This is a genomic window from Amycolatopsis sp. NPDC048633, from assembly GCF_040650695.1.
Classification (GTDB): Bacteria; Actinomycetota; Actinomycetes; order Mycobacteriales; family Pseudonocardiaceae; genus Amycolatopsis.
Map to the genome: position 1 here is coordinate 115,818 of NZ_JBEZHS010000009.1, position 17,761 is coordinate 133,578.

Consider the following 17,761-nt stretch of genomic DNA (forward strand, 5'->3'; position numbering starts at 1 on the left):
CGTTCTCGGCATGCGGCTCAGTGTCGTCTCCGTGCTCGTGCGGATGCGCGTGCGCCGCCGGGCCCGCTGGTGACGACCCTGGCGAGACTCCCCGGGCCGCCTCAGGCCCTGGGGTGCGCTCGGTCATGGATCGCTTTCAACCGGTCGACGGTCACATGAGTGTAGAGCTGCGTCGTGGCAAGCGTAGCGTGACCAAGCAGTTCCTGAACGCTCCTGAGATCGGCGCCGCCCTCCAGCAGATGCGTCGCCGCCGAATGTCGCAGGCCGTGGGGCCCCATGTCGGCCGCTCCGGGCACCGCCGTGACGGCGTCGTGCACCACGCGCCGCACCGCACGCGGGTCGAGGCGTTTCCCCCGGACACCGAGGAAAAGCGCCGGCTCGGCGCCGTCACCGGCGGATTCCGCGACGATCTTCGGCCGCCCCTCGGTGATCCAGTCGTCCAGCGCTTCCCCCGCCGGGACGCCGAACGGCACCACGCGTTCTTTGCCGCCCTTGCCGAGCACCGTCACGACACGACGGGAGAAATCCGCCTCGCCGACGTCCAACCCGCACAACTCGGACACGCGGATGCCGGTGGCGTAGAGCAGCTCGACGATCGCGCGATCACGCAGGGCGACAGGATCGCGCTGGGCCGCACCGGCCGCCGACGCCTGCATGACCTCCCCCGCCTGCCCGGCGCGCAGCACCCCGGGCAGGGTGCGGTGCGCCCGCGGGGCGGCGAGCCGTCCGCCCGGGTCGGTCGGGAGGACGCCGGTGCGGTGCGCCCAGGCGGTGAACGTCCGCGCCGAGGCGGCCCGCCGCGCGAGCGTCGTCCGGCTCGCCCCGCCGGACTGCTGGGCGGCGAGCCACGACCGTAGCCGCGCGAGGTCCAGCTCCGCGAGCGCGCCACCGCCGTCGACGACGACGAACCCCAGCAGCGACACCGCATCGCCGACGTACGCCCGGACGGTGTGCGCGGACAGGCCCCGTTCGAGCCCGAGGTGCCGTTCATAGCCGGTGACGGCGGCCTGGACCGGCGCGGGCAGCGCGGCCCGGAGCGCGCGCAGGTCCGGGCGGCGGCCCCGGCCGGAGCGTGATGGCGGCGGCATGGATGTCACGCTGCGCGAACAACCGCCATCGGTCAAGGATCGCCACGCGGGCCCACCGGACCGGCCGAACACTTTCGACGATTTCGCCGGGAATTCGTGGCCTTCATGCGCTTTCCCTCCGCCGTCGCCACCCCGCTTCCCCGCGGACCGCGAATCCGTCGATCTCCAGCGCCGGCAGCAAGGCCCGCACTTTCCGCAGCGGGAGCCCGGATTCGGTCGCGATTTCGGCGTCGGACCGGTCGGCGCGCACGGCCAGCGCCTCGTACGTCCGCAGCGCCTCGGGGCCCAGCCGGTCGGTGGGACGTTTCGGCCGGGCGGCCTGGTCCTCGGCGATCCCGAAGCGGCCCACGGTCTCGAGGACCTCGTCGACCGTCGAGACGAGTGTCGCCCGGGCGTCGCGGATCAGCTCGTGGCAGCCGACGGACATCCCGGACGAGATCGGCCCCGGCACCGCCATCACCACCTTGCCGAGCGCGCCGGCGGTGCTCGCGGTGTTGCGCGCACCGCTGCGTCGCCCGGCTTCGACGACCAAGGTGCCCTCGGTGAGAGCGGCGATGAGCCGGTTGCGGACGAGGAAGCGGTGCCGGGCCGGCGGGGTGCCGGGCGGGTATTCGCTGACGACCGCGCCACCGTTGCGGACGATCCGGTTCAGCAGCCCGACGTGGCCCGCCGGATAACCCGCGTCGACGGCGCAGCCGAGCACCGCGACGGTGACCCCGTCGGCGGCGAGCGCACCACGGTGGGCGGCGCCGTCGATGCCGTAGGCCGCACCCGAGAACACCGGGACGCCCCGGGAGGCCAGGCCGTACGACAGCTCGGCGGCGTGGTGCTCGCCGTAGTCGGTGGCCGCCCGCGCCCCAACCACGGCAACGGCGCGATCGGCGGCAGTGCCGAGCGCGACATCACCGGCAACCCAGAGCGCGACCGGAGGCACGGCTTCGGTCACTCCACGCCGAGCCGCGAGCTCGAGGGCGAGCAGCGGCCAGCCGGGCCACTCATCGTCCTCGGGCACGACCAGCCGAGCCCCGGCCGCGGCAGCCCGCGCGAAGTCTTGGCCGACGAGGTCGTACTCGCGGCGCGCCTCGGTCGCCTTCAACACCTCGGGCGGACAGTCACCGCGTCGGACCCGGGCGGCCGCGTCGATCGGCCCGTGGTGGGCGATGAAGGCGACCAGCGCCGGCGCGGGCGGTTCGGCGACGCGCAGCAGGTAAGCGCGAGCTTGGCGCAGCTCGCTGGCGGTCACCTCGCTAGCGGAAGCAGGGAGCGACTGGCGGTCCTGGTCGGGACTCACGTCGCTGCCTGCGACAGCGAGCGCTTGGCCGTGCACGTCGGGGCTCATGTCGCTCCCTGCCGGAGGAAGCGACTGCCGAAGCTCGCCAGAACTCACGTCGCTACTAGCAACAGGGAGTACCTGGCCGCGCTCGCCAGGACTCATATCGCTCCCTGCCGGAGGGAACAACTGGCGAAGCTCGCCGAAACTCACACCGCCACCTGCGGCAGGGACCGCCTGGCCATGAACGTCAGGACTTATGCCGCTCCCTGCCGGAGGAAGCGACCGGCGGCACTCGTCAGAACTCACGTCGCCACTAGCGACAGGGAGTACTTGGCCGCGCTCGCCAGGACTCATATCGCTCCCTGCGGGAAGGAGCGCCTGGCGATACTCGCCGGAACTCACGTCGCCACTAGCGGCAGGGAGCGCTTGGCAATGCTCGCCGAGGCTTATGTCGCTGCCGGTAGCAGGGGGCGACTGGCATTGCCTGTCGGGACTCACCTCGCCACCTGCGGCTTGGCGGGGCTCGTCGGAACTCATGGCGCCACCCGCGGGCAAGCGCGCCTCGTGGTGGTTGTCGGGGCTCATGCTGCCACTCGCTCTCGGAAAGCCAGGGCTGAGCTGACCTGGTCTGTGCCTGGGCGTTCCTCGCCGTCCAAGTCCGCCAGGGTCCAGGCGATGCGCAGGCAGCGGTCTGCTCCCCGGCCGCTCAAAGCTCCGCGGTCCATTGCCCGGTCCAGCAGCTGGGTCGCGGCCGGCGAGAGGGTGAAGTCGCGTCGTAAGGCCGGGCCTGGGACCTCCGAGTTCGATCGCCAGCCGTGGGCCTGCCAGCGGTGGGCTGCTCGGTCGCGGGCCTGCAAAACCCGGGTGCGGACCGTTTCCGAGGACTCTGTCGCTCCCGTGTCGTGGGCGTTGATCGCGCTCAGGGGCCGTAGGCGGACTCGGAGGTCGACGCGGTCGAGCAGCGGACCTGACAGCCGGCCGAGGTAGCGGCGGCGGGCGGTCGGGGAGCACACGCAGTCGGCTTCCTTCGGGGGTGCGCACGCGCACGGGTTCGTGGCCAGGATCAGCTGGAACCGCGCCGGGTACGTGATCGAACCCTTGACCCGGGCGATGCGGACCTCGCCCTCCTCGAGGACCGTGCGCAGCGACTCCAGGCGCTGGCCGCCGAACTCGCAGACCTCGTCGAGGAACAGGACGCCGCGGTGGGCCCGGCTGATCGCGCCCGGGGCGGCCAGGCCACTGCCGCCGCCGATCAACGCCGCCACCGTGATCGAGTGGTGCGGGGCGACGAACGGCGGCACCGTGACCAACGGCGACGACTTCGACAGCGAGCCGTCGACCGAGTGCACCGCCGTCACCTCCAACGCTTCTTCGTGCGACAGGCGCGGTAAGAGGCCGGGCAAGCGACGGGCGAGCATCGTCTTGCCGACGCCCGGTGGGCCGGTGAGCAGGAGGTGGTGCCCGCCTGCCGCCGCGACCTCCAGCGCCCAGCGCGCCTCCGGCTGGCCGACGACGTCGGCCAGGTCCGGTACCGCCGGTGGTGTCGGCGGTACCGGGGGTTCCGGCGACACGAGGCCGGCCTCGTTCTTCAGCCACGCCACCAAGTCGCGCAGATGGGCCGCGCCCGCGACGTCGATGCCGTCCACCAACCCCGCTTCGACCAGCGAGTCCGCCGGGACGACGGCTCGTTCGTAGCCGGCCGCGCGGGCCGCCAGGAGGCCCGGGAGAACTCCGCGGACCGGGCGGACGCGGCCGTCGAGAGCGAGCTCGCCCAGCAGCACCGTGCCGAGCAGCCGCGTCGCCGGGACCGCGCCCGTCGCCGCGAGGACCGCGGCCGCGATGCCGAGGTCGTACGCCGAGCCGACCTTCGGGAGGTTCGCCGGGGACAGGCCGAGCGTCACCTTTCCGTCCGGCCAGGGCTGGCCGGAGTTGCGGACGGCCGAGCGGACGCGGTCCTTGGCTTCGCGCAGCCCGGCGTCGGGGAGGCCGACCAGGGTGACGCGGCTCAGGCCGCCGCCGAGGTCGGCCTCGATCTCGATGACCCGGCCGTCGATGCCCAGCAAGGCGACGCTCCAGGCTTTGGCGATGGGCATCAGAACGCCGCCTCGATGTGCTGGACGCGGGGGCGCGTGCCGGGCTCGGCGAGGATCGTCACCACGTCGTAGCGGACCGGGCACCAGCCGATGCGGAACTCGCGCAGCCAGCGTTGGGCGGCCCGGCGCACTCGGCCGGCCTTCACCTCGGTGACGGTCTCCGACGGCAGGCCGAACTCGGTGCCGGTGCGGGTCTTGACCTCGCAGAAGACGACTCGGGTGCGGTCGGTCAGGATGAGGTCGATCTCGCCTTCGCGGCAGCGCCAATTGCGGCCGAGCAAGACCAGGCCGCGGTCCTGCAGGTACCGGGAGGCGAGGTCTTCGCCCCACTCGCCCAGGTCGCGGCGGTGTCTTGCGAGCTGGTCGGTGCCCGTCATCGTGTTCGCCCCCTCGTCGGTGCACCGGTCACCAGGGCGGTCCCGGCGATCACGGTGCGTGTGCGTTCGACGATGCCAGCGCACGAGGTGGCGAAACCAGAGCGAAATCGCCGCTCTGTGGACAACCGGGGGTATGTGGACAACCGGTCCACGGAACGCGGCGGAACGAGCTGAACTGTCGGCCCGCTGTGCTAAGGGCGCGCTGTGCCAAGACGCAAAAGAACCGCGCCGGCCCGTCCAAGACGGGCCGGCGCGGCGAAAGACCAGCTCAGCCCGAGAACGGGCCGTCTTCGGGCAGCCGGAGGTCCGGCTTGTCGAGCTCCTCGACGTTGACGTCCTTGAACGTGATGACCCGGACGTGCTTGACGAAGCGGGCCGGGCGGTACATGTCCCAGACCCACGCGTCGGACATGCGGACCTCGAAGTACACCTCGCCGCCGCCGTCGCGGACCTGGACGTCGACCGCGTTCGCCAGGTAGAACCGCCGCTCGGTCTCCACCACGTACGAGAACTGGCCGACTATGTCGCGGTACTCGCGGTACAGCGAGAGCTCCATCTCGGTCTCGTACTTCTCGAGATCCTCTGCGCTCATGAAATCCGCGCCCCTCCTCGGGATCGTGCTGCTGCTCCGCCGGCGGAGCGTTCATTGTGACCCACACCCGCGGCCGGGGCATGCAGCGGCAGGCTGAGTTGTGGCTCGAGTGCCTCGTCGAGGACCGCGGCGAGCCCCGCGCCGACACCGGCCTCCATGGCCTTTTCCAGCGCCGCGTAGGTCAGCAGGACCGGCCGCGCGGGCCGCACGCCGTGCTTGATGGCCACCGTCGCGACGTTCGTGTACGACCACCGGTGGACGTCGCTGGGGCCGTGCTCGCGCAGCGCGGCCAGGTGGTCGGACGTGCTGTAACCCTTGTGCACGTCGAAACCGTAGTGCGGGAGGTCGTCGTGGTAGCCCGCCATGATGCGGTCGCGGGTCACCTTCGCCAGCACCGACGCGGCCGCGATGCACGCCACCGAGCGGTCGCCCTTGATCACCGCCGTGTTCGGCGCCGTGAGGCCCGGTGCCCGGAAACCGTCCGTGAGGATGTAGCCCGGGTCCACGCGCAACGCCGCCGCGGCGCGCCGCATGCCCTCCAGGTTCATCACCCGGATGCCGTAGAGGTCGACCTCCGCGGTGGGGATGACGATCACCGAGTAGTCGACGGCCCGGGCGAGGACCAGGTCGTAGACCCGGTCCCGTGCCTTGGCCGTCATCAGCTTGGAGTCCGTCAGCTCGGTCAGCTTCGCCGCGTCACCCTGCTTGAGCACGCAGGCCGCGACCACCAGCGGCCCCGCGCACGCCCCGGCGCCGGCTTCGTCCACACCGGCGACCGGGCCGAGGCCACGACGGTCGAGCGCGCCCTGCAGACCCCAGAAGAGGTCGCCACGCACCACGGCCCGCGGCGGCCGGGTCGGCTCGGCCGCGGTGAGGGGAACGGGAAGAGTCAAGGCTGGATCACCCGTCTGCCGGCACGGATCGGGGTGGCTAGCGTTTCCGCCCGGCCGCCCGGCGTACTCCGGACTTGAGCTTGCGCCCGACGAAGAGCGCCGGCCAGGCCGCCGCGATACCGGCCCCGAGCGGGATGCCGCTCTGCCACGCCGGCGCACCGAGCGCCGCGGGCTGAGCCCCCTCCTGCGGGTTGTGGTCGGTGATCCCGCCCCACCGGCTCGGCGGCAGGACGATGATCCGCGCCTTGCCGATGATGTTGTCCACGGGGACCGCGCCGTTCACGCCGCCGCCGCCCTGGAACCGGGAGTCGTCGGAGTTGTTCCGGTTGTCGCCCATGACCCAGACCGTCCCGACCGGGACCTTGACCGGGTCGAAGGTCCGCTCGGTCTGGTTGGACGGGTCTTCCCAGTGGACGTACGGCTCGTCGAGCCCCTTGCCGTCCACGACGACCCGGCCCTGCGTGTCGCAGCACTGGACGGTCTGGCCGCCGACCGCGACGACCCGCTTGACGAAGTCGCGCTCGTCCGGCGGGGCGAACCCGACCAGCGAGCCGAGACCGCGCAAGCCCTGGACGATGATGTTGCTCGACTCCTGCGGCGCGATCTCGTTGTTGACCCACGCCGGCGGACCCTTGAACACGATCACGTCGCCCGGCGAGGGCTCGGTGAAGTCGTAGGTGACCCGGTCGACGAGGATCCGGTCACCGGTGCACCCGGGGCAGCCGTGCAGGGTGGCTTCCATGGACCCCGAGGGGATCATAAAGACCTTCGCGAGGAATGTCTGGATCAAGATCGTGAGCACCAGGGCGATCACGAGCAGGATCGGCAGTTCCTTCCAGAACGACCGTTTCTTGGCGGGCTTGGCTCGCCGCCGTCGGGACCCCCCGCGCTCCTCGGAGCGGGACCGCCTGGGCTGGTCCTCCTCGGAGCGATCGGGGTCATCCTCAGGAGCGTTCTGGGACACGGGTTCGGCCACGTCGTCAGGCTACCGGTAACCGGGTTGTGGCTCAGTTAGCCGAGGCCGTCTCGCGGTTCTCGCGGCGCTCCTTGATCTTGGCCTTCTTGCCGCGCAGGTCGCGCAGGTAGTACAGCTTCGCGCGCCGCACGTCACCGCGCTTGTGGACCTCGATCTCGGCCAGGTTCGGCGAGTGCACCGGGAAGGTGCGCTCCACGCCGACGCCGAAGGAGACCTTGCGGACGGTGAAGGTCTCGCGGATGCCGCCGTTCTGACGCCGGATGACCACGCCCTGGAAGACCTGGTTGCGCTCGCGGTTGCCCTCGATGACGCGGACGTGCACCTTGAGGGTGTCGCCCGGGCGGAAGTCCGGGATGTCGGAACGCAGCGACTGCTTGTCCAGCGCGTCCAGGGTGTTCATCGGTGGTCCGTCCTCGTCTTCGGTATGGCTTGCGTACAGATCCCGGGCGCGCAACGGTGCCGCTGCGAGCGACCCGGGGGGCTGATGGCGGGCTGGTGAACGACGAGGTCCACTCACGCCAACCTGTCAAGTATTACAGACCGGGATTCCGGGGGAAGAACCGGCCTAGGCCTGCTCGGGGTCCAAGCCCTCCAGGACCCCGCGATCGTGCTTGTCGAGACTACCTTCCGGCAGCGCGGCCAGGAGATCGGGGCGGCGGCGGGCGGTCCGCTCCAGGGCCTGGTCACGCCGCCAGCGGTCGATCAGCGCGTGGTTGCCGGACCGCAGGACGTCCGGGACCGCCAGGTCCCGCCACACCTCGGGGCGGGTGTAGCTCGGCCCTTCGAGCAGGCCGTCGGAGAACGAGTCCTCGGCGGCGGACCGCGAGTTGCCGAGCACGCCGGGCAGCAGCCGGACGACGGCCTCGACCATGACGAGCACCGCCGCCTCGCCGCCGACCAGCACGTAGTCGCCGATGGACACCTCGTCGACCGGCATCCGGCGGGCGGCGTCGTCGACGACGCGCTGGTCGATGCCCTCGTACCGCCCGCAGGCGAACACGAGGTGCTTTTCCGAGGCGTAGGCGTGGGCCAGCTCCTGGGTGAACGGCCGCCCGGCCGGCGTCGGCACGACGAGGCGCGTCTCCGGCCGGCAGACGTCGTCCAGGGCCGGGCCCCAGATCTGCGGCTTCATCACCATGCCGGGCCCGCCGCCGTACGGCGCGTCGTCGACGGCGCGGTGGACGTCGTGGGTCCATTCGCGCAGGTCGTGGACGCCGACCTCGATCAGGCCGCGGTCGATCGCCCGGCCCAGCAGCGCGGCGCGCAGCGGGTCGAGGTACTCGGGGAAGATCGTGACGACGTCGATGCGCACGCCGTCACCAGTTCCAGTATTCGGTGGCCTCGGCGTGCCAGGGGGACTCGACCTGCTGGTCGATCGCGAAGGCCATGCCGAGCCCCTGCGCGATCTTGATGTCGCGGCGCAGCGTCTCGCGGATCGGCGAGCCGGCGGGCAGGTTCTGGTCGGACGACCAGGACTCGCTCTGCGTGATGCAGGTCCGGGTGCCGAACTTCGCCGAGCTGCACGGCGCGGGCGCGTGCCAGGTCTGAACGTGCTTGAACCGGAAGGTCTTGCCGCTGCCCCGCTCCGTGACGGTGCCTTCGGCGCTCAGCTGGTAGTCCGCGGGCAGCACGGTCCACCGGACGTAGTGCTGCTGTCCCCCGTGCGAAGGCAGCGGTGTGCAGATCCCGCTCTGGCAGATCGTCTCGCCGGTGACGCGTTCGGTGTAGTAAGTGCCGTTGCCGTCCCAGCCGTCGAGCAGCACCCAGTTGCCGTCGCGGACGAAGTGCTCCGCGTACGACGGCGGCCAGGTGACCGGGTCACCCCAGGAGATCTGCGACTCGGTGGCCGACTGCGGCGACCACGCCCACTGGTACGCCTTCTCCCCCGGCGGAGCGAACTGGCCGGCGCTGCGCTGGAACATCAGCGAGAAGTCGCCGTAGACCGGGCTCGCGGCCTGTGCGGGCGGCGCGAGGACAGCGATGGCCGAAACGACGGCGGCCGCCGTGAAGGCGGCCTTCTTCCGGAACTTCACTCGCTCCCTCATTCGGCGTCGAGCAGGCCTTCGGGAGGGTCGAGCACGACCCGCCCGCCCGCGACGTCCACGGTGGGGACGATCGCCAGGACGAACGGCACCAGGACCTCGCGGCCGTCGACGTCCAGCTCCAGGAGCTCGCCCGCGGGCGAGTGGACGACCTCGACGACCTTGCCGACGACGGTGCCGTCGAGCAGCTCGGCCCGCAGGCCGGCCAGCTCGTGGTCGTAGAACTCGTCGGGGTCGCCGGTCGGCGGCAGCGCGTCGGTGTCGACGAGCAGGAGCGCGCCCCGCAGCGTCTCGGCGACGTCGCGGGTCAAGACCTCCTCGAAACGCACCAGCAGCCGCCCGCTGTGGTCGCGGGCGGCTGCGATGGTGAGTTCCCTTTTGCTGCCGTCACGCAGCTTCGTCGTGAGGACCGCACCGACCTTGAACCGCTCTTGCGGCGAATCCGTGCGCACGTCCACCGCGAGTTCCCCGCGGATTCCGTGCGCCTTGGCGATGCGGCCTGCTACGACGTCCATCTGACCGTTCTCTGAAGCCTGGATCAGCGGTCGGTGTCGACGACGTCCACGCGGACGCCGCGGCCACCGATGCCGCCCATGACGGTGCGCAAGGCGGTCGCGGTGCGTCCGCCCCGGCCGATCACCTTGCCGAGGTCGTCGGGGTGCACGTGCACCTCGAGCGTCCGGCCACGGCGCGTGGTCAGCAGCTCGACCCGGACCTCGTCCGGGTTGTCGACGATCCCGCGCACCAGGTGCTCGAGGGAGTCAGCCAGAAAGCTCACTCGGCCTTCTCACCCTCGGTGGCTTCGGCCTTCTCGGCCTCGGCCTTCTTGGGGGCGGACTTCTTCTTCGGCGTGGTGGCCTCGGTGGAGGGCTCCTCGCCGGCCGCGGCCAGGGCCGCGTTGAACAGGTCCTGCTTGGACGGCTTCGGCTCGGCGACCTTCAGCGTGCCCTCGGCGCCCGGGAGGCCCTTGAACTTCTGCCAGTCACCGGTGATCTCCAGCAGGCGCTGGACGGGCTCGGTCGGCTGCGCGCCGACACCCAGCCAGTACTGGGCGCGCTCGGAGACGACCTCGATGAGGCTCGGCTCTTCCTTCGGGTGGTACTTGCCGATCGTCTCGATGGCCTTGCCGTCCCGGCGGTTGCGCGCGTCGGCGACGATGATGCGGTAGTACGGCGCACGGATCTTGCCGAGGCGCTGCAGCTTGATCTTGACGGCCACGGGTGTGGGTACTCCTCGTATCTCTCTGATGCTGGGGTGGGCACTCGCGGTCCGAGTGGGGACACGGACGCGGGCACCCGAAGGTCAGGAGCTTTCGCGCGGTGAGAGGGTCCGGCGGAAGCAAGCAGTGACTCATTCTGCCAGACGGCCCCCGCGCACCGGGCAAGAGGCTCAGAAAGAGGCCACTCCGAGCGCTCCGAGCAGGATGGTGAGCGCCGGCAGGAAGTTGTTCACCTGGTGCGCGACGATGCTCGCCGGCAGCCGTCCGGTGACGAGCCGCGCCAGCCCGATCGGCACCGCGATGACCAGCAGCAACGTCGTACGCAGCGGCTCGAGGTGGCTGGCCGCGAACACCGCCGTGCACAGCAGGAACGCCGCGACGCGGCCCCAGCGCTCGCTGCGCCACTGCAGCTGTTCGGCGGCGCCCCAGAGCAGGCCGCGGTAGATGATCTCTTCGCAGATCGGGCCGAGCAGCCACAGGTAGACGAACATCACGATGGCCGCCGAGATCGACATCTTCCGGTCCTCGACCAGCGCGCTGATCGCCGATGTCGCGTTGGCGTTGCCGACCAGCTGCGTCCACAGGTAGGCGCCGAGGGTGGTGAAGACGAGCCCGACGCAGCCGAAGCGGAACCCGGTCTTCACATCGGCCCAGCGCCACTCGATCCGCAGGTCGATCACGGGCCCGTTGCCGCGCACGTAGGTGATCAGCACCGCGACGCCGGCCGCGATCATCGTCGGCAGCATGGTGCCGAGCAGCACGACCCGGATCGGCAGCGGGCCGGGACCGGTGTCGCCGACCAGCACGGACACGAACGCGGCCGAGGACAGCAGCACGGCCTCGACGAGCAGGAAGGCCCCGAAGCCCCACCGGTGCCGCCGCTCGGGCGGCAGGAACGCCGTCGCGGCCGGTTCTTCGGGCTCGGGGAACGGCGCGGCGTCGGGAGCCGGGTCCCGGGGCTGGGAAGTGGTCACGCGTTGCCCTCCGCGATCGTCGGCTCCTGTCCCGAGCCTAGCCGCCGGAGAGTGATCACACAGTATCCGTCCGACTACTGTCCATCGATCCGCGCACCACGCTCAGTGCGCGACGAACAGCAGTACCGCCGGCGGCAGGTTGTTGGCCGCGTGGGCGATCACCCCGGCGCTCACCCGGCCGGAGAGGTGCCGGGCCAGCCCGATCGCGATGCCCTGGCCGAAGAGGGCGATCGTGCGGGTCGGCTCGCCGTGCAGCTGCGCGAACACCAGCGAGGTGAGCAGCAGCACCACCCACGGCGGGACCCGGTGGAACTGCAGCGCCTTCCACAGCGTGCCGCGGACCAGCAGCTCCTCCGTGATCGGCGCGCCGGCGATGACGATCACCGCGGCGAGCACCAGCCAGACGGTGTCACCGTCGAAGGTGTCGGCGAGGTCGCTCAGCGGGCTGTCGGAGACGTCGTCGGCGCCGTAGACGGCGATCAGCACCAGGTTGAGCCCGTAGCCGACGACCAGGGCGAGCGCGCCGCAGGCGAGGCCGATCCGGACGTCGCGCCAGGTCGGCTTGAGCCCGAAGTCGGCGCGCAGGCCCTCTCCCCAGCGCCACGAACCCACCGCCGGGCCGAGCCCGAGCAGGAGGTTGGGCACGAACGCCAGGAGCAGCAGCGGGCCGATGTCGTGCAGCTCGAGGGGGTCGAACTCGCCGACGTTGCGGTTGACCGCCGCGGCGATGATCAGGTTGATCAGGTAGTAGCCGGCGATCCCCGCGAAGAACGCCACGAAACACCAGTGCGCCCCCAGCACGCGCCGTGCGCCGTCGTCGTCCGTCACGCACCCAACGCTACTGTGCCGTTCTTTACCGATCCGACAGCAGCCACAGCGGAAACAGGCACCTTGCGCTGATCGGTTGCGAAACGTATCCGCCTACTTGCTGCCGGATCGCTAAAGTGCCGACCCCGCAAGGAAATCGGCGGGGGTCTACGCGTACACCACACCGCCGAGCACGATGTGCGAAGGGTGCCGCAGGACGCCCAGGTCCTCGCGCGGATCGCTCGCGTAGACGAGCAGGTCGGCAGGCGCGCCGTCGGTGATGCCCGGGTGGCCGAGCCAGTCGCGCGCCGCCCAGGACGCGCTCGCCAGTGCCGCCTCGCGGGTCATGCCCGCGCGGTGCAATGCCTCGATCTCGTCGACGAGCCGGCCGTGCTCGACCATGCCACCGGCGTCACTGCCCGCGAAGACGCGTACCCCTGCTTCGATGGCCGTGGCGACCATCTCCCCGACGCCGGCGTGCAGCGCCCGCATGTGGTCCGCGTACGCCGGGTACTTGCCGGCCTTGTCCGCGATGCCCGGGAAGTTCTCGATGTTGATCAGCGTCGGCACCAGCGCGACGTCGTTGCGGGCCAGCTCGGACAACTGGTCGGCGCTCAGGCCCGTGCCGTGTTCGAGGCAGTCGATGCCGGCCGCGATCAGCCCGGGCAGCGCGGCTTCGCCGAACACGTGCGCGGTGACGCGGGCGCCGTGGTCGTGCGCGACCTTGACGGCTTCGGCCAGGACGTCGTCCGGCCAGAGCGGCGCCAGGTCGCCGGCACCGCGGTCGATCCAGTCGCCCACCAGCTTGACCCAGCCGTCGCCGTCACGAGCCTGCTCGGCGACGGCGTCCGGTAGCTGCGAAGGATCGTCCAGCTCGATGCCGAGACCCGGGATGTAGCGCTTGGCCAGCGCGAGGTGCCGGCCGGCGCGGATGATCGTCGGCAGGTCCGCCCGCGCCTGCAGCGGCCGGACGTCGATCGGCAGGCCGCAGTCGCGGATCAGCAGCGTGCCCGCGGCGCGGTCGGCCAGCGCCTGCTCGGTCGCCTCTTCCAGCGAGACGGGCCCGCCGATGCCGATGCCGGGGTGGCAGTGCGCGTCGACCAGGCCGGGCACCAGGAAGACGCCCCGGCCCAGCGTCTCGGCGTCCGGCACCGGCTCGAACGAGATCCGGCCGCCGGTGATCCAGACGTCCCGGGACTCGCCGCCGGGCAGGACCACCCCGGCGGCGTGGAGCGCGGTGCTCAATTGTCCTTGGGGTTCTTCGGCAGCTTGAACTTCGACGGGTCGAAGCCCGGGACGTCGTTCATGCCGCCGAGCTGCGACAGATCGGGCATGCCGCCGGGCATCTGGCCACCGGGCGGCAGCATCGGCATGCCGCCGGGGAAGCCGCCGCGGACCTTGGGCTGGGTCGGGCCGCGGCCCTTCTTGCCCTTCTTGCCCTTGCGCGTCTTGGAACCGCCGCCCCCGCCGCCGAAACCGAACCGGCCGGCCATCTGGGCCATCATCTTGCGGGCCTCGAAGAACCGGTTGACCAGGTCGTTGACCTCGCGCACCGAGACGCCGGAGCCGTTCGCGATGCGCAGCCGGCGCGACCCGTTGATCATCTTCGGGTTGTCACGCTCGGCGGGCGTCATGCCGCGGATGATCGCCTGCAGCTTGTCCAGGTGCTTGTCGTCGACCTGGGCCAGCTGGTCCTTCATCTGGCCGGCGCCCGGGAGCATGCCGAGCAGGTTGCCGATCGGGCCCATCTTGCGGACCGCGAGCATCTGCTCGAGGAAGTCCTCCAGGGTGAGCTGGCCGCTCGACAGCTTCGCCGCGGCCTGCTCGGCCTGGTCCTGGTCGAAGGCCTGCTCGGCGTGCTCGATCAGGGTCAGCACGTCACCCATGCCGAGGATCCGCGACGCCATCCGGTCCGGGTGGAAGGTGTCGAAGTCCTCGAGCTTCTCGCCGTTGGAGGCGAAGAGGATCGGCTGGCCGGTGACCTCGCGGACGCTCAGCGCGGCACCACCGCGGGCGTCACCGTCGAGCTTCGTCAGCACGACGCCGGAGAAGCCGACGCCGTCGCGGAAGGCCTCGGCCGTGGTCACGGCGTCCTGGCCGATCATCGCGTCGACGACGAACAGCGTCTCGTCCGGCCGCACGGCGTCGCGGATGTCCGCGGCCTGCTTCATCAGCTCTTCGTCGACGCCCAGGCGGCCGGCGGTGTCGACCACGACGACGTCGTGCTGCGCGCGCTTCGCCTCGGCAATGGCGCGGCGGGCGACGTCGACCGGGTCGCCGACGCCGTTGCCCGGCTCGGGCGCGAACGTGACGACGCCGGCGCGCTCGCCGACGACCTGCAGCTGCGTGACGGCGTTCGGGCGCTGGAGGTCGCAGGCGACCAGCATCGGCGCGTGGCCCTGCTTCTTCAGCCACAGCGCGAGCTTGCCCGCGAGCGTCGTCTTACCGGCACCCTGGAGGCCGGCGAGCATGATCACGGTGGGCGGGTTCTTCGCCAGGTTCAGCCGGCGCGTCTCGCCGCCGAGGATGCCGACGAGCTCCTCGTTGACGATCTTGACGACCTGCTGCGCGGGGTTGAGCGCCTGGGATACCTCGGCGCCCTTCGCCCGGTCCTTGATCCTCGCGATGAAGGTCTTGACCACGCCGAGGGCGACGTCGGCCTCCAGCAGCGCGATGCGGATCTCGCGCGCGGTGGCGTCGATGTCGGCGTCGGACAGCCTGCCCTTGCGCGTGAGCGTCTGCAGGGCGGCGGTGAGCCGATCGGACAGGGTGTCGAACACGGGTGTGCACGCTCCAGCTGGGTCGAGAGTGGCGCGCCGGACGAGGCCGGCCCTCCCGAGGGTAGTCGCTCCGGCTTCCCCGCCTCGCGGGTACGCGAAAGTCGCGCACGCGATCAGTACACATAGGTGTACTACCTCGCGCGCGAGCTGCGAGTAAAGATGGCTTTAACTGGGAAAAGTCGCTCGCCATCGTCGCCGGAATCGGTAAACATGCGTGTATGACTTCCGCGACCAGACCCCGGCCGTCACTCGCCGAACCGACCACGGACACCGACGAGCCGGTCCCCCTCCGGCGGATCGCCGGCCTGTTCCGGCCGCACCGCGGACCGCTCGCCGCGCTCTTCGCGCTGATCGTGCTCCAGGCCGGCCTCGGCGTCGTCTCGCCGTTCCTGCTGCGCGAGATCCTCGACGACGCCCTCCCGCACCGCGACACGCTCCTGATCAGCGTCCTGGCCGCCGGGATGATCGTCTGCGCGGTCGGCAGCGGCTCCCTCGGCGTGGCGACCACCGGGCTGTCCAACACCATCGGCCAGCGCGTGATGAACGAGCTGCGCGTCACCGTCTACGGCCACCTGCAGCGGATGTCGCTGGGCTTCTTCACCCGGACGAAGAGCGGCGAAGTGCTCTCGCGGGTGTTCAACGACATCGGCGGCGTCGACAACGTCATCACCACGACCGCCGGGTCGGTGGTCCAGAACGCGACCACGACGATCGCCATCACCGTCGCCCTGATCGTGCTCGACTGGCAGCTCGCGGCGCTCTCGCTGATCGTCGTCCCGCTGTTCCTGCTGTTCACGCTGCGGCTCGGCAAGAAGCGGCGGACGCTGGCCCGCGGCCGGACCCGGCGGATGGCCCGGCTGACGACGATGGTCGAGGAGTCCCTCTCGGTCACCGGCGTGCTGCTCGCCAAGACGATGGGCAACGAACGGGCGATGCGCGAGCGGTTCGGCGCCGAGTCCCGGGAGATCGCGTCACTGGAACGCGCGGCGGCGCTGGCCGGGCGCTGGCAGATCGCGTCGCGCGGAATGAGCCTGACTGTCATCCCCGCGCTGGTCTACTGGATCGCCGGGCTGGCGCTGGCCGGCGGCGCGTCGCCGATCTCGCTCGGCACCGTCGTGGCGTTCACCAGCATGCTCAACCGGCTGGTCGCGCCGGCCAGCGCGATGCAGACGATCGGGCAGAACGTGGCGACGTCGAAGGCGCTGTTCGGGCGCATCTTCGAGGTGCTGGACCTGCGGGTGGAGATCAGCGACAAGCCGGACGCGGGGTCCCTGCAGGTGCGCCGGGGTGACGTCTCGATGCGCGGAGTCTCGTTCCGCTACGACGACGAGGGCCCGCTGACGCTCCACGAGATCGACCTCGACGTCCCGGCCGGGACCACGACGGCGCTGGTCGGCTCGACCGGCTCGGGCAAGACGACGCTCGCGTACCTGGTCGCGAGGCTGTACGAGGTGAGCGACGGGTCCGTGGAGATCGACGGCACCGACATCCGCGACGTCACACTGGCCTCGCTCGCCGCCGGCGTCGGGATGGTGTCCCAGGAGACCTACCTGTTCCACGACACCGTCCGCGAGAACCTGCGCTTCGCGAAGCCGGACGCGACCGACGACGAGATCGAGGCCGCGGCGAAGGCGGCGCACATCCACGACACTCTCGCCGGGCTGCCCGAGGGCTACGACACCGTCGTCGGCCAGCGCGGCTACCGGTTCTCCGGCGGCGAGAAGCAGCGGATGGCGATCGCCCGGATCCTGCTGCGCAACCCGCCGGTGCTCATCCTCGACGAGGCGACCAGCGCGCTCGACACCCGCACGGAACGCTCGGTGCAGGCCGAGCTCGACCGGCTGGCCGCGGGCCGCACGACGCTGACGATCGCGCACCGGCTGTCCACTGTGGAGCACGCCGACCAGATCGTGGTGCTGCACGAGGGCCGGATCGTGGAACGCGGGACGCACGACGACCTGCTGGCGCGCGACGGGCGTTATGCCCGGCTGGTCCGGGGAACCGCATAGCCTGGGGCCATGCAGCCCGAACCCGACACCCTCGGCCGAGTCGCCTCGCAGGTCAGTGCGGACGCCGAGCTCGCCGAACTGGCCTACCGGGTCCGCGAAGGCGTCGGGCGGCTGAACTGGCGGATGCGCGCGGAGCGGGACCCGAACGGCCCGGGCCCGGCGGTGTTGGCGGTGCTGAGCCGGCTGTACCGGGCGGGTACGCACACGCCGACCGAGCTGGCCGAGGCCGAACGGCTGCAGCCGCAGTCGCTGACCCGGATCCTCGCGTGGGTGACCGAACGCGAGCTGGTGACGCGCGCACCGGATCCGGAGGACGGACGCCGTTCGCTGGTGAGCATCACGCCGGCGGGGCTGTCGGTGCTGCGCGAGTACAGCGTCCGCCGGGAACGCTGGCTGGCCGGCGCGATCGAGACGACGCTCTCGCCGACCGAACGGCAGCTGCTGAAACTGGCTTCGGAGCTGATGCTCCGGGTAGCGGAAGCCTGAAAACCGCCGTGGAGACCCCTCGACCCCTCCACGGCGGCTTTCAGGCCGCCCCCCTCGTCGCCCCGCCTCCCCGCGGTGCGACACGGGTCCCGGGAACGGGCCGCTCCTCCGTCGGCCCGCCCCGGAACCCTGGTGCCCGGACGGCTCACCTC

Annotated in this window: 19 protein-coding genes; 2 read left to right on the plus strand and 17 right to left on the minus strand. The window is 71.3% G+C overall.

Going from position 1 to position 17,761, the window contains the following annotated elements:
• Nucleotides 1-101: 101 nt before the first annotated feature.
• From AB0C38_RS18810 to ffh, 17 genes are all read right to left on the minus strand, one after another.
• Nucleotides 102-1,088 (minus strand): tyrosine recombinase XerC, encoded by a 987-nt coding sequence (locus tag AB0C38_RS18810; RefSeq protein WP_360674499.1) that lies wholly within the window; start codon nt 1,086-1,088, stop codon nt 102-104.
• 103 nt (nt 1,089-1,191) lie between these two features.
• Nucleotides 1,192-2,331: a DNA-processing protein DprA gene (gene dprA / locus AB0C38_RS18815; RefSeq protein ID WP_360674502.1), complete on the minus strand. Its 1,140-nt coding sequence runs from the start codon at nt 2,329-2,331 to the stop codon at nt 1,192-1,194.
• Nucleotides 2,332-2,942: 611 nt separating this feature from the next.
• Nucleotides 2,943-4,454 (minus strand): YifB family Mg chelatase-like AAA ATPase, encoded by a 1,512-nt coding sequence (locus AB0C38_RS18820; RefSeq protein ID WP_360674505.1) that lies wholly within the window; start codon nt 4,452-4,454, stop codon nt 2,943-2,945.
• The gene (locus AB0C38_RS18825) at nt 4,454-4,831 is read right to left on the minus strand and encodes a YraN family protein (RefSeq protein WP_360674508.1); all 378 of its coding nucleotides are present in this window, start codon (nt 4,829-4,831) and stop codon (nt 4,454-4,456) included. Before AB0C38_RS18825 ends, AB0C38_RS18820 begins: the two co-directional genes overlap by 1 nt.
• Before the next feature lie 268 nt (nt 4,832-5,099).
• Entirely contained in the window at nt 5,100-5,423 is a 324-nt protein-coding gene (locus AB0C38_RS18830; RefSeq protein WP_003096226.1) for a DUF2469 domain-containing protein, read from the minus strand.
• Complete coding sequence (locus AB0C38_RS18835; RefSeq protein WP_360674892.1) at nt 5,420-6,262, minus strand: ribonuclease HII; 843 nt, start codon at nt 6,260-6,262, stop codon at nt 5,420-5,422. Before AB0C38_RS18835 ends, AB0C38_RS18830 begins: the two co-directional genes overlap by 4 nt.
• Nucleotides 6,263-6,353: 91 nt before the next feature.
• Nucleotides 6,354-7,292: a signal peptidase I gene (lepB, locus tag AB0C38_RS18840; RefSeq protein ID WP_360674510.1), complete on the minus strand. Its 939-nt coding sequence runs from the start codon at nt 7,290-7,292 to the stop codon at nt 6,354-6,356.
• A gap of 31 nt (nt 7,293-7,323) precedes the next feature.
• A complete protein-coding gene (gene rplS, locus AB0C38_RS18845; RefSeq protein WP_360674513.1) occupies nt 7,324-7,692 on the minus strand; it encodes a 50S ribosomal protein L19 in 369 nt (122 codons plus the stop codon).
• Between the two features lie 165 nt (nt 7,693-7,857).
• Nucleotides 7,858-8,604 carry a tRNA (guanosine(37)-N1)-methyltransferase TrmD gene (gene trmD, locus AB0C38_RS18850; protein WP_360674516.1) on the minus strand — a complete coding sequence of 249 codons (747 nt, stop codon included), beginning with the start codon at nt 8,602-8,604 and terminating at the stop codon, nt 7,858-7,860.
• Nucleotides 8,605-8,608: 4 nt separating this feature from the next.
• The gene (locus AB0C38_RS18855) at nt 8,609-9,325 is read right to left on the minus strand and encodes a hypothetical protein (RefSeq protein ID WP_360674519.1); all 717 of its coding nucleotides are present in this window, start codon (nt 9,323-9,325) and stop codon (nt 8,609-8,611) included.
• An 8-nt stretch (nt 9,326-9,333) separates the two neighbouring features.
• Complete coding sequence (rimM, locus tag AB0C38_RS18860; RefSeq protein ID WP_360674522.1) at nt 9,334-9,849, minus strand: ribosome maturation factor RimM; 516 nt, start codon at nt 9,847-9,849, stop codon at nt 9,334-9,336.
• 23 nt (nt 9,850-9,872) lie between these two features.
• The gene (locus tag AB0C38_RS18865) at nt 9,873-10,112 is read right to left on the minus strand and encodes an RNA-binding protein (protein WP_003103110.1); all 240 of its coding nucleotides are present in this window, start codon (nt 10,110-10,112) and stop codon (nt 9,873-9,875) included.
• Entirely contained in the window at nt 10,109-10,552 is a 444-nt protein-coding gene (gene rpsP / locus AB0C38_RS18870) for a 30S ribosomal protein S16 (RefSeq protein ID WP_360674525.1), read from the minus strand. Before rpsP ends, AB0C38_RS18865 begins: the two co-directional genes overlap by 4 nt.
• A 171-nt stretch (nt 10,553-10,723) precedes the next feature.
• Nucleotides 10,724-11,527, minus strand: coding sequence for a type II CAAX endopeptidase family protein (locus tag AB0C38_RS18875; protein ID WP_360674528.1), 804 nt, complete (start codon nt 11,525-11,527; stop codon nt 10,724-10,726).
• 102 nt (nt 11,528-11,629) lie between these two features.
• The gene (locus AB0C38_RS18880; RefSeq protein ID WP_360674531.1) at nt 11,630-12,355 is read right to left on the minus strand and encodes a type II CAAX endopeptidase family protein; all 726 of its coding nucleotides are present in this window, start codon (nt 12,353-12,355) and stop codon (nt 11,630-11,632) included.
• A gap of 147 nt (nt 12,356-12,502) precedes the next feature.
• Nucleotides 12,503-13,579, minus strand: coding sequence for an amidohydrolase family protein (locus tag AB0C38_RS18885; RefSeq protein WP_360674534.1), 1,077 nt, complete (start codon nt 13,577-13,579; stop codon nt 12,503-12,505).
• Nucleotides 13,576-15,114: a signal recognition particle protein gene (ffh, locus tag AB0C38_RS18890; protein ID WP_360674537.1), complete on the minus strand. Its 1,539-nt coding sequence runs from the start codon at nt 15,112-15,114 to the stop codon at nt 13,576-13,578. Before ffh ends, AB0C38_RS18885 begins: the two co-directional genes overlap by 4 nt.
• A gap of 218 nt (nt 15,115-15,332) precedes the next feature.
• Here ffh and AB0C38_RS18895 point away from each other — a divergent pair, with 218 nt between their 5' ends.
• Both AB0C38_RS18895 and AB0C38_RS18900 read left to right on the plus strand, forming a co-directional pair.
• Entirely contained in the window at nt 15,333-17,123 is a 1,791-nt protein-coding gene (locus AB0C38_RS18895) for an ABC transporter ATP-binding protein (RefSeq protein ID WP_360674540.1), read from the plus strand.
• Nucleotides 17,124-17,132: 9 nt separating this feature from the next.
• Nucleotides 17,133-17,609 carry a MarR family transcriptional regulator gene (locus AB0C38_RS18900; RefSeq protein WP_360674543.1) on the plus strand — a complete coding sequence of 159 codons (477 nt, stop codon included), beginning with the start codon at nt 17,133-17,135 and terminating at the stop codon, nt 17,607-17,609.
• Nucleotides 17,610-17,761: the final 152 nt, after the last annotated feature.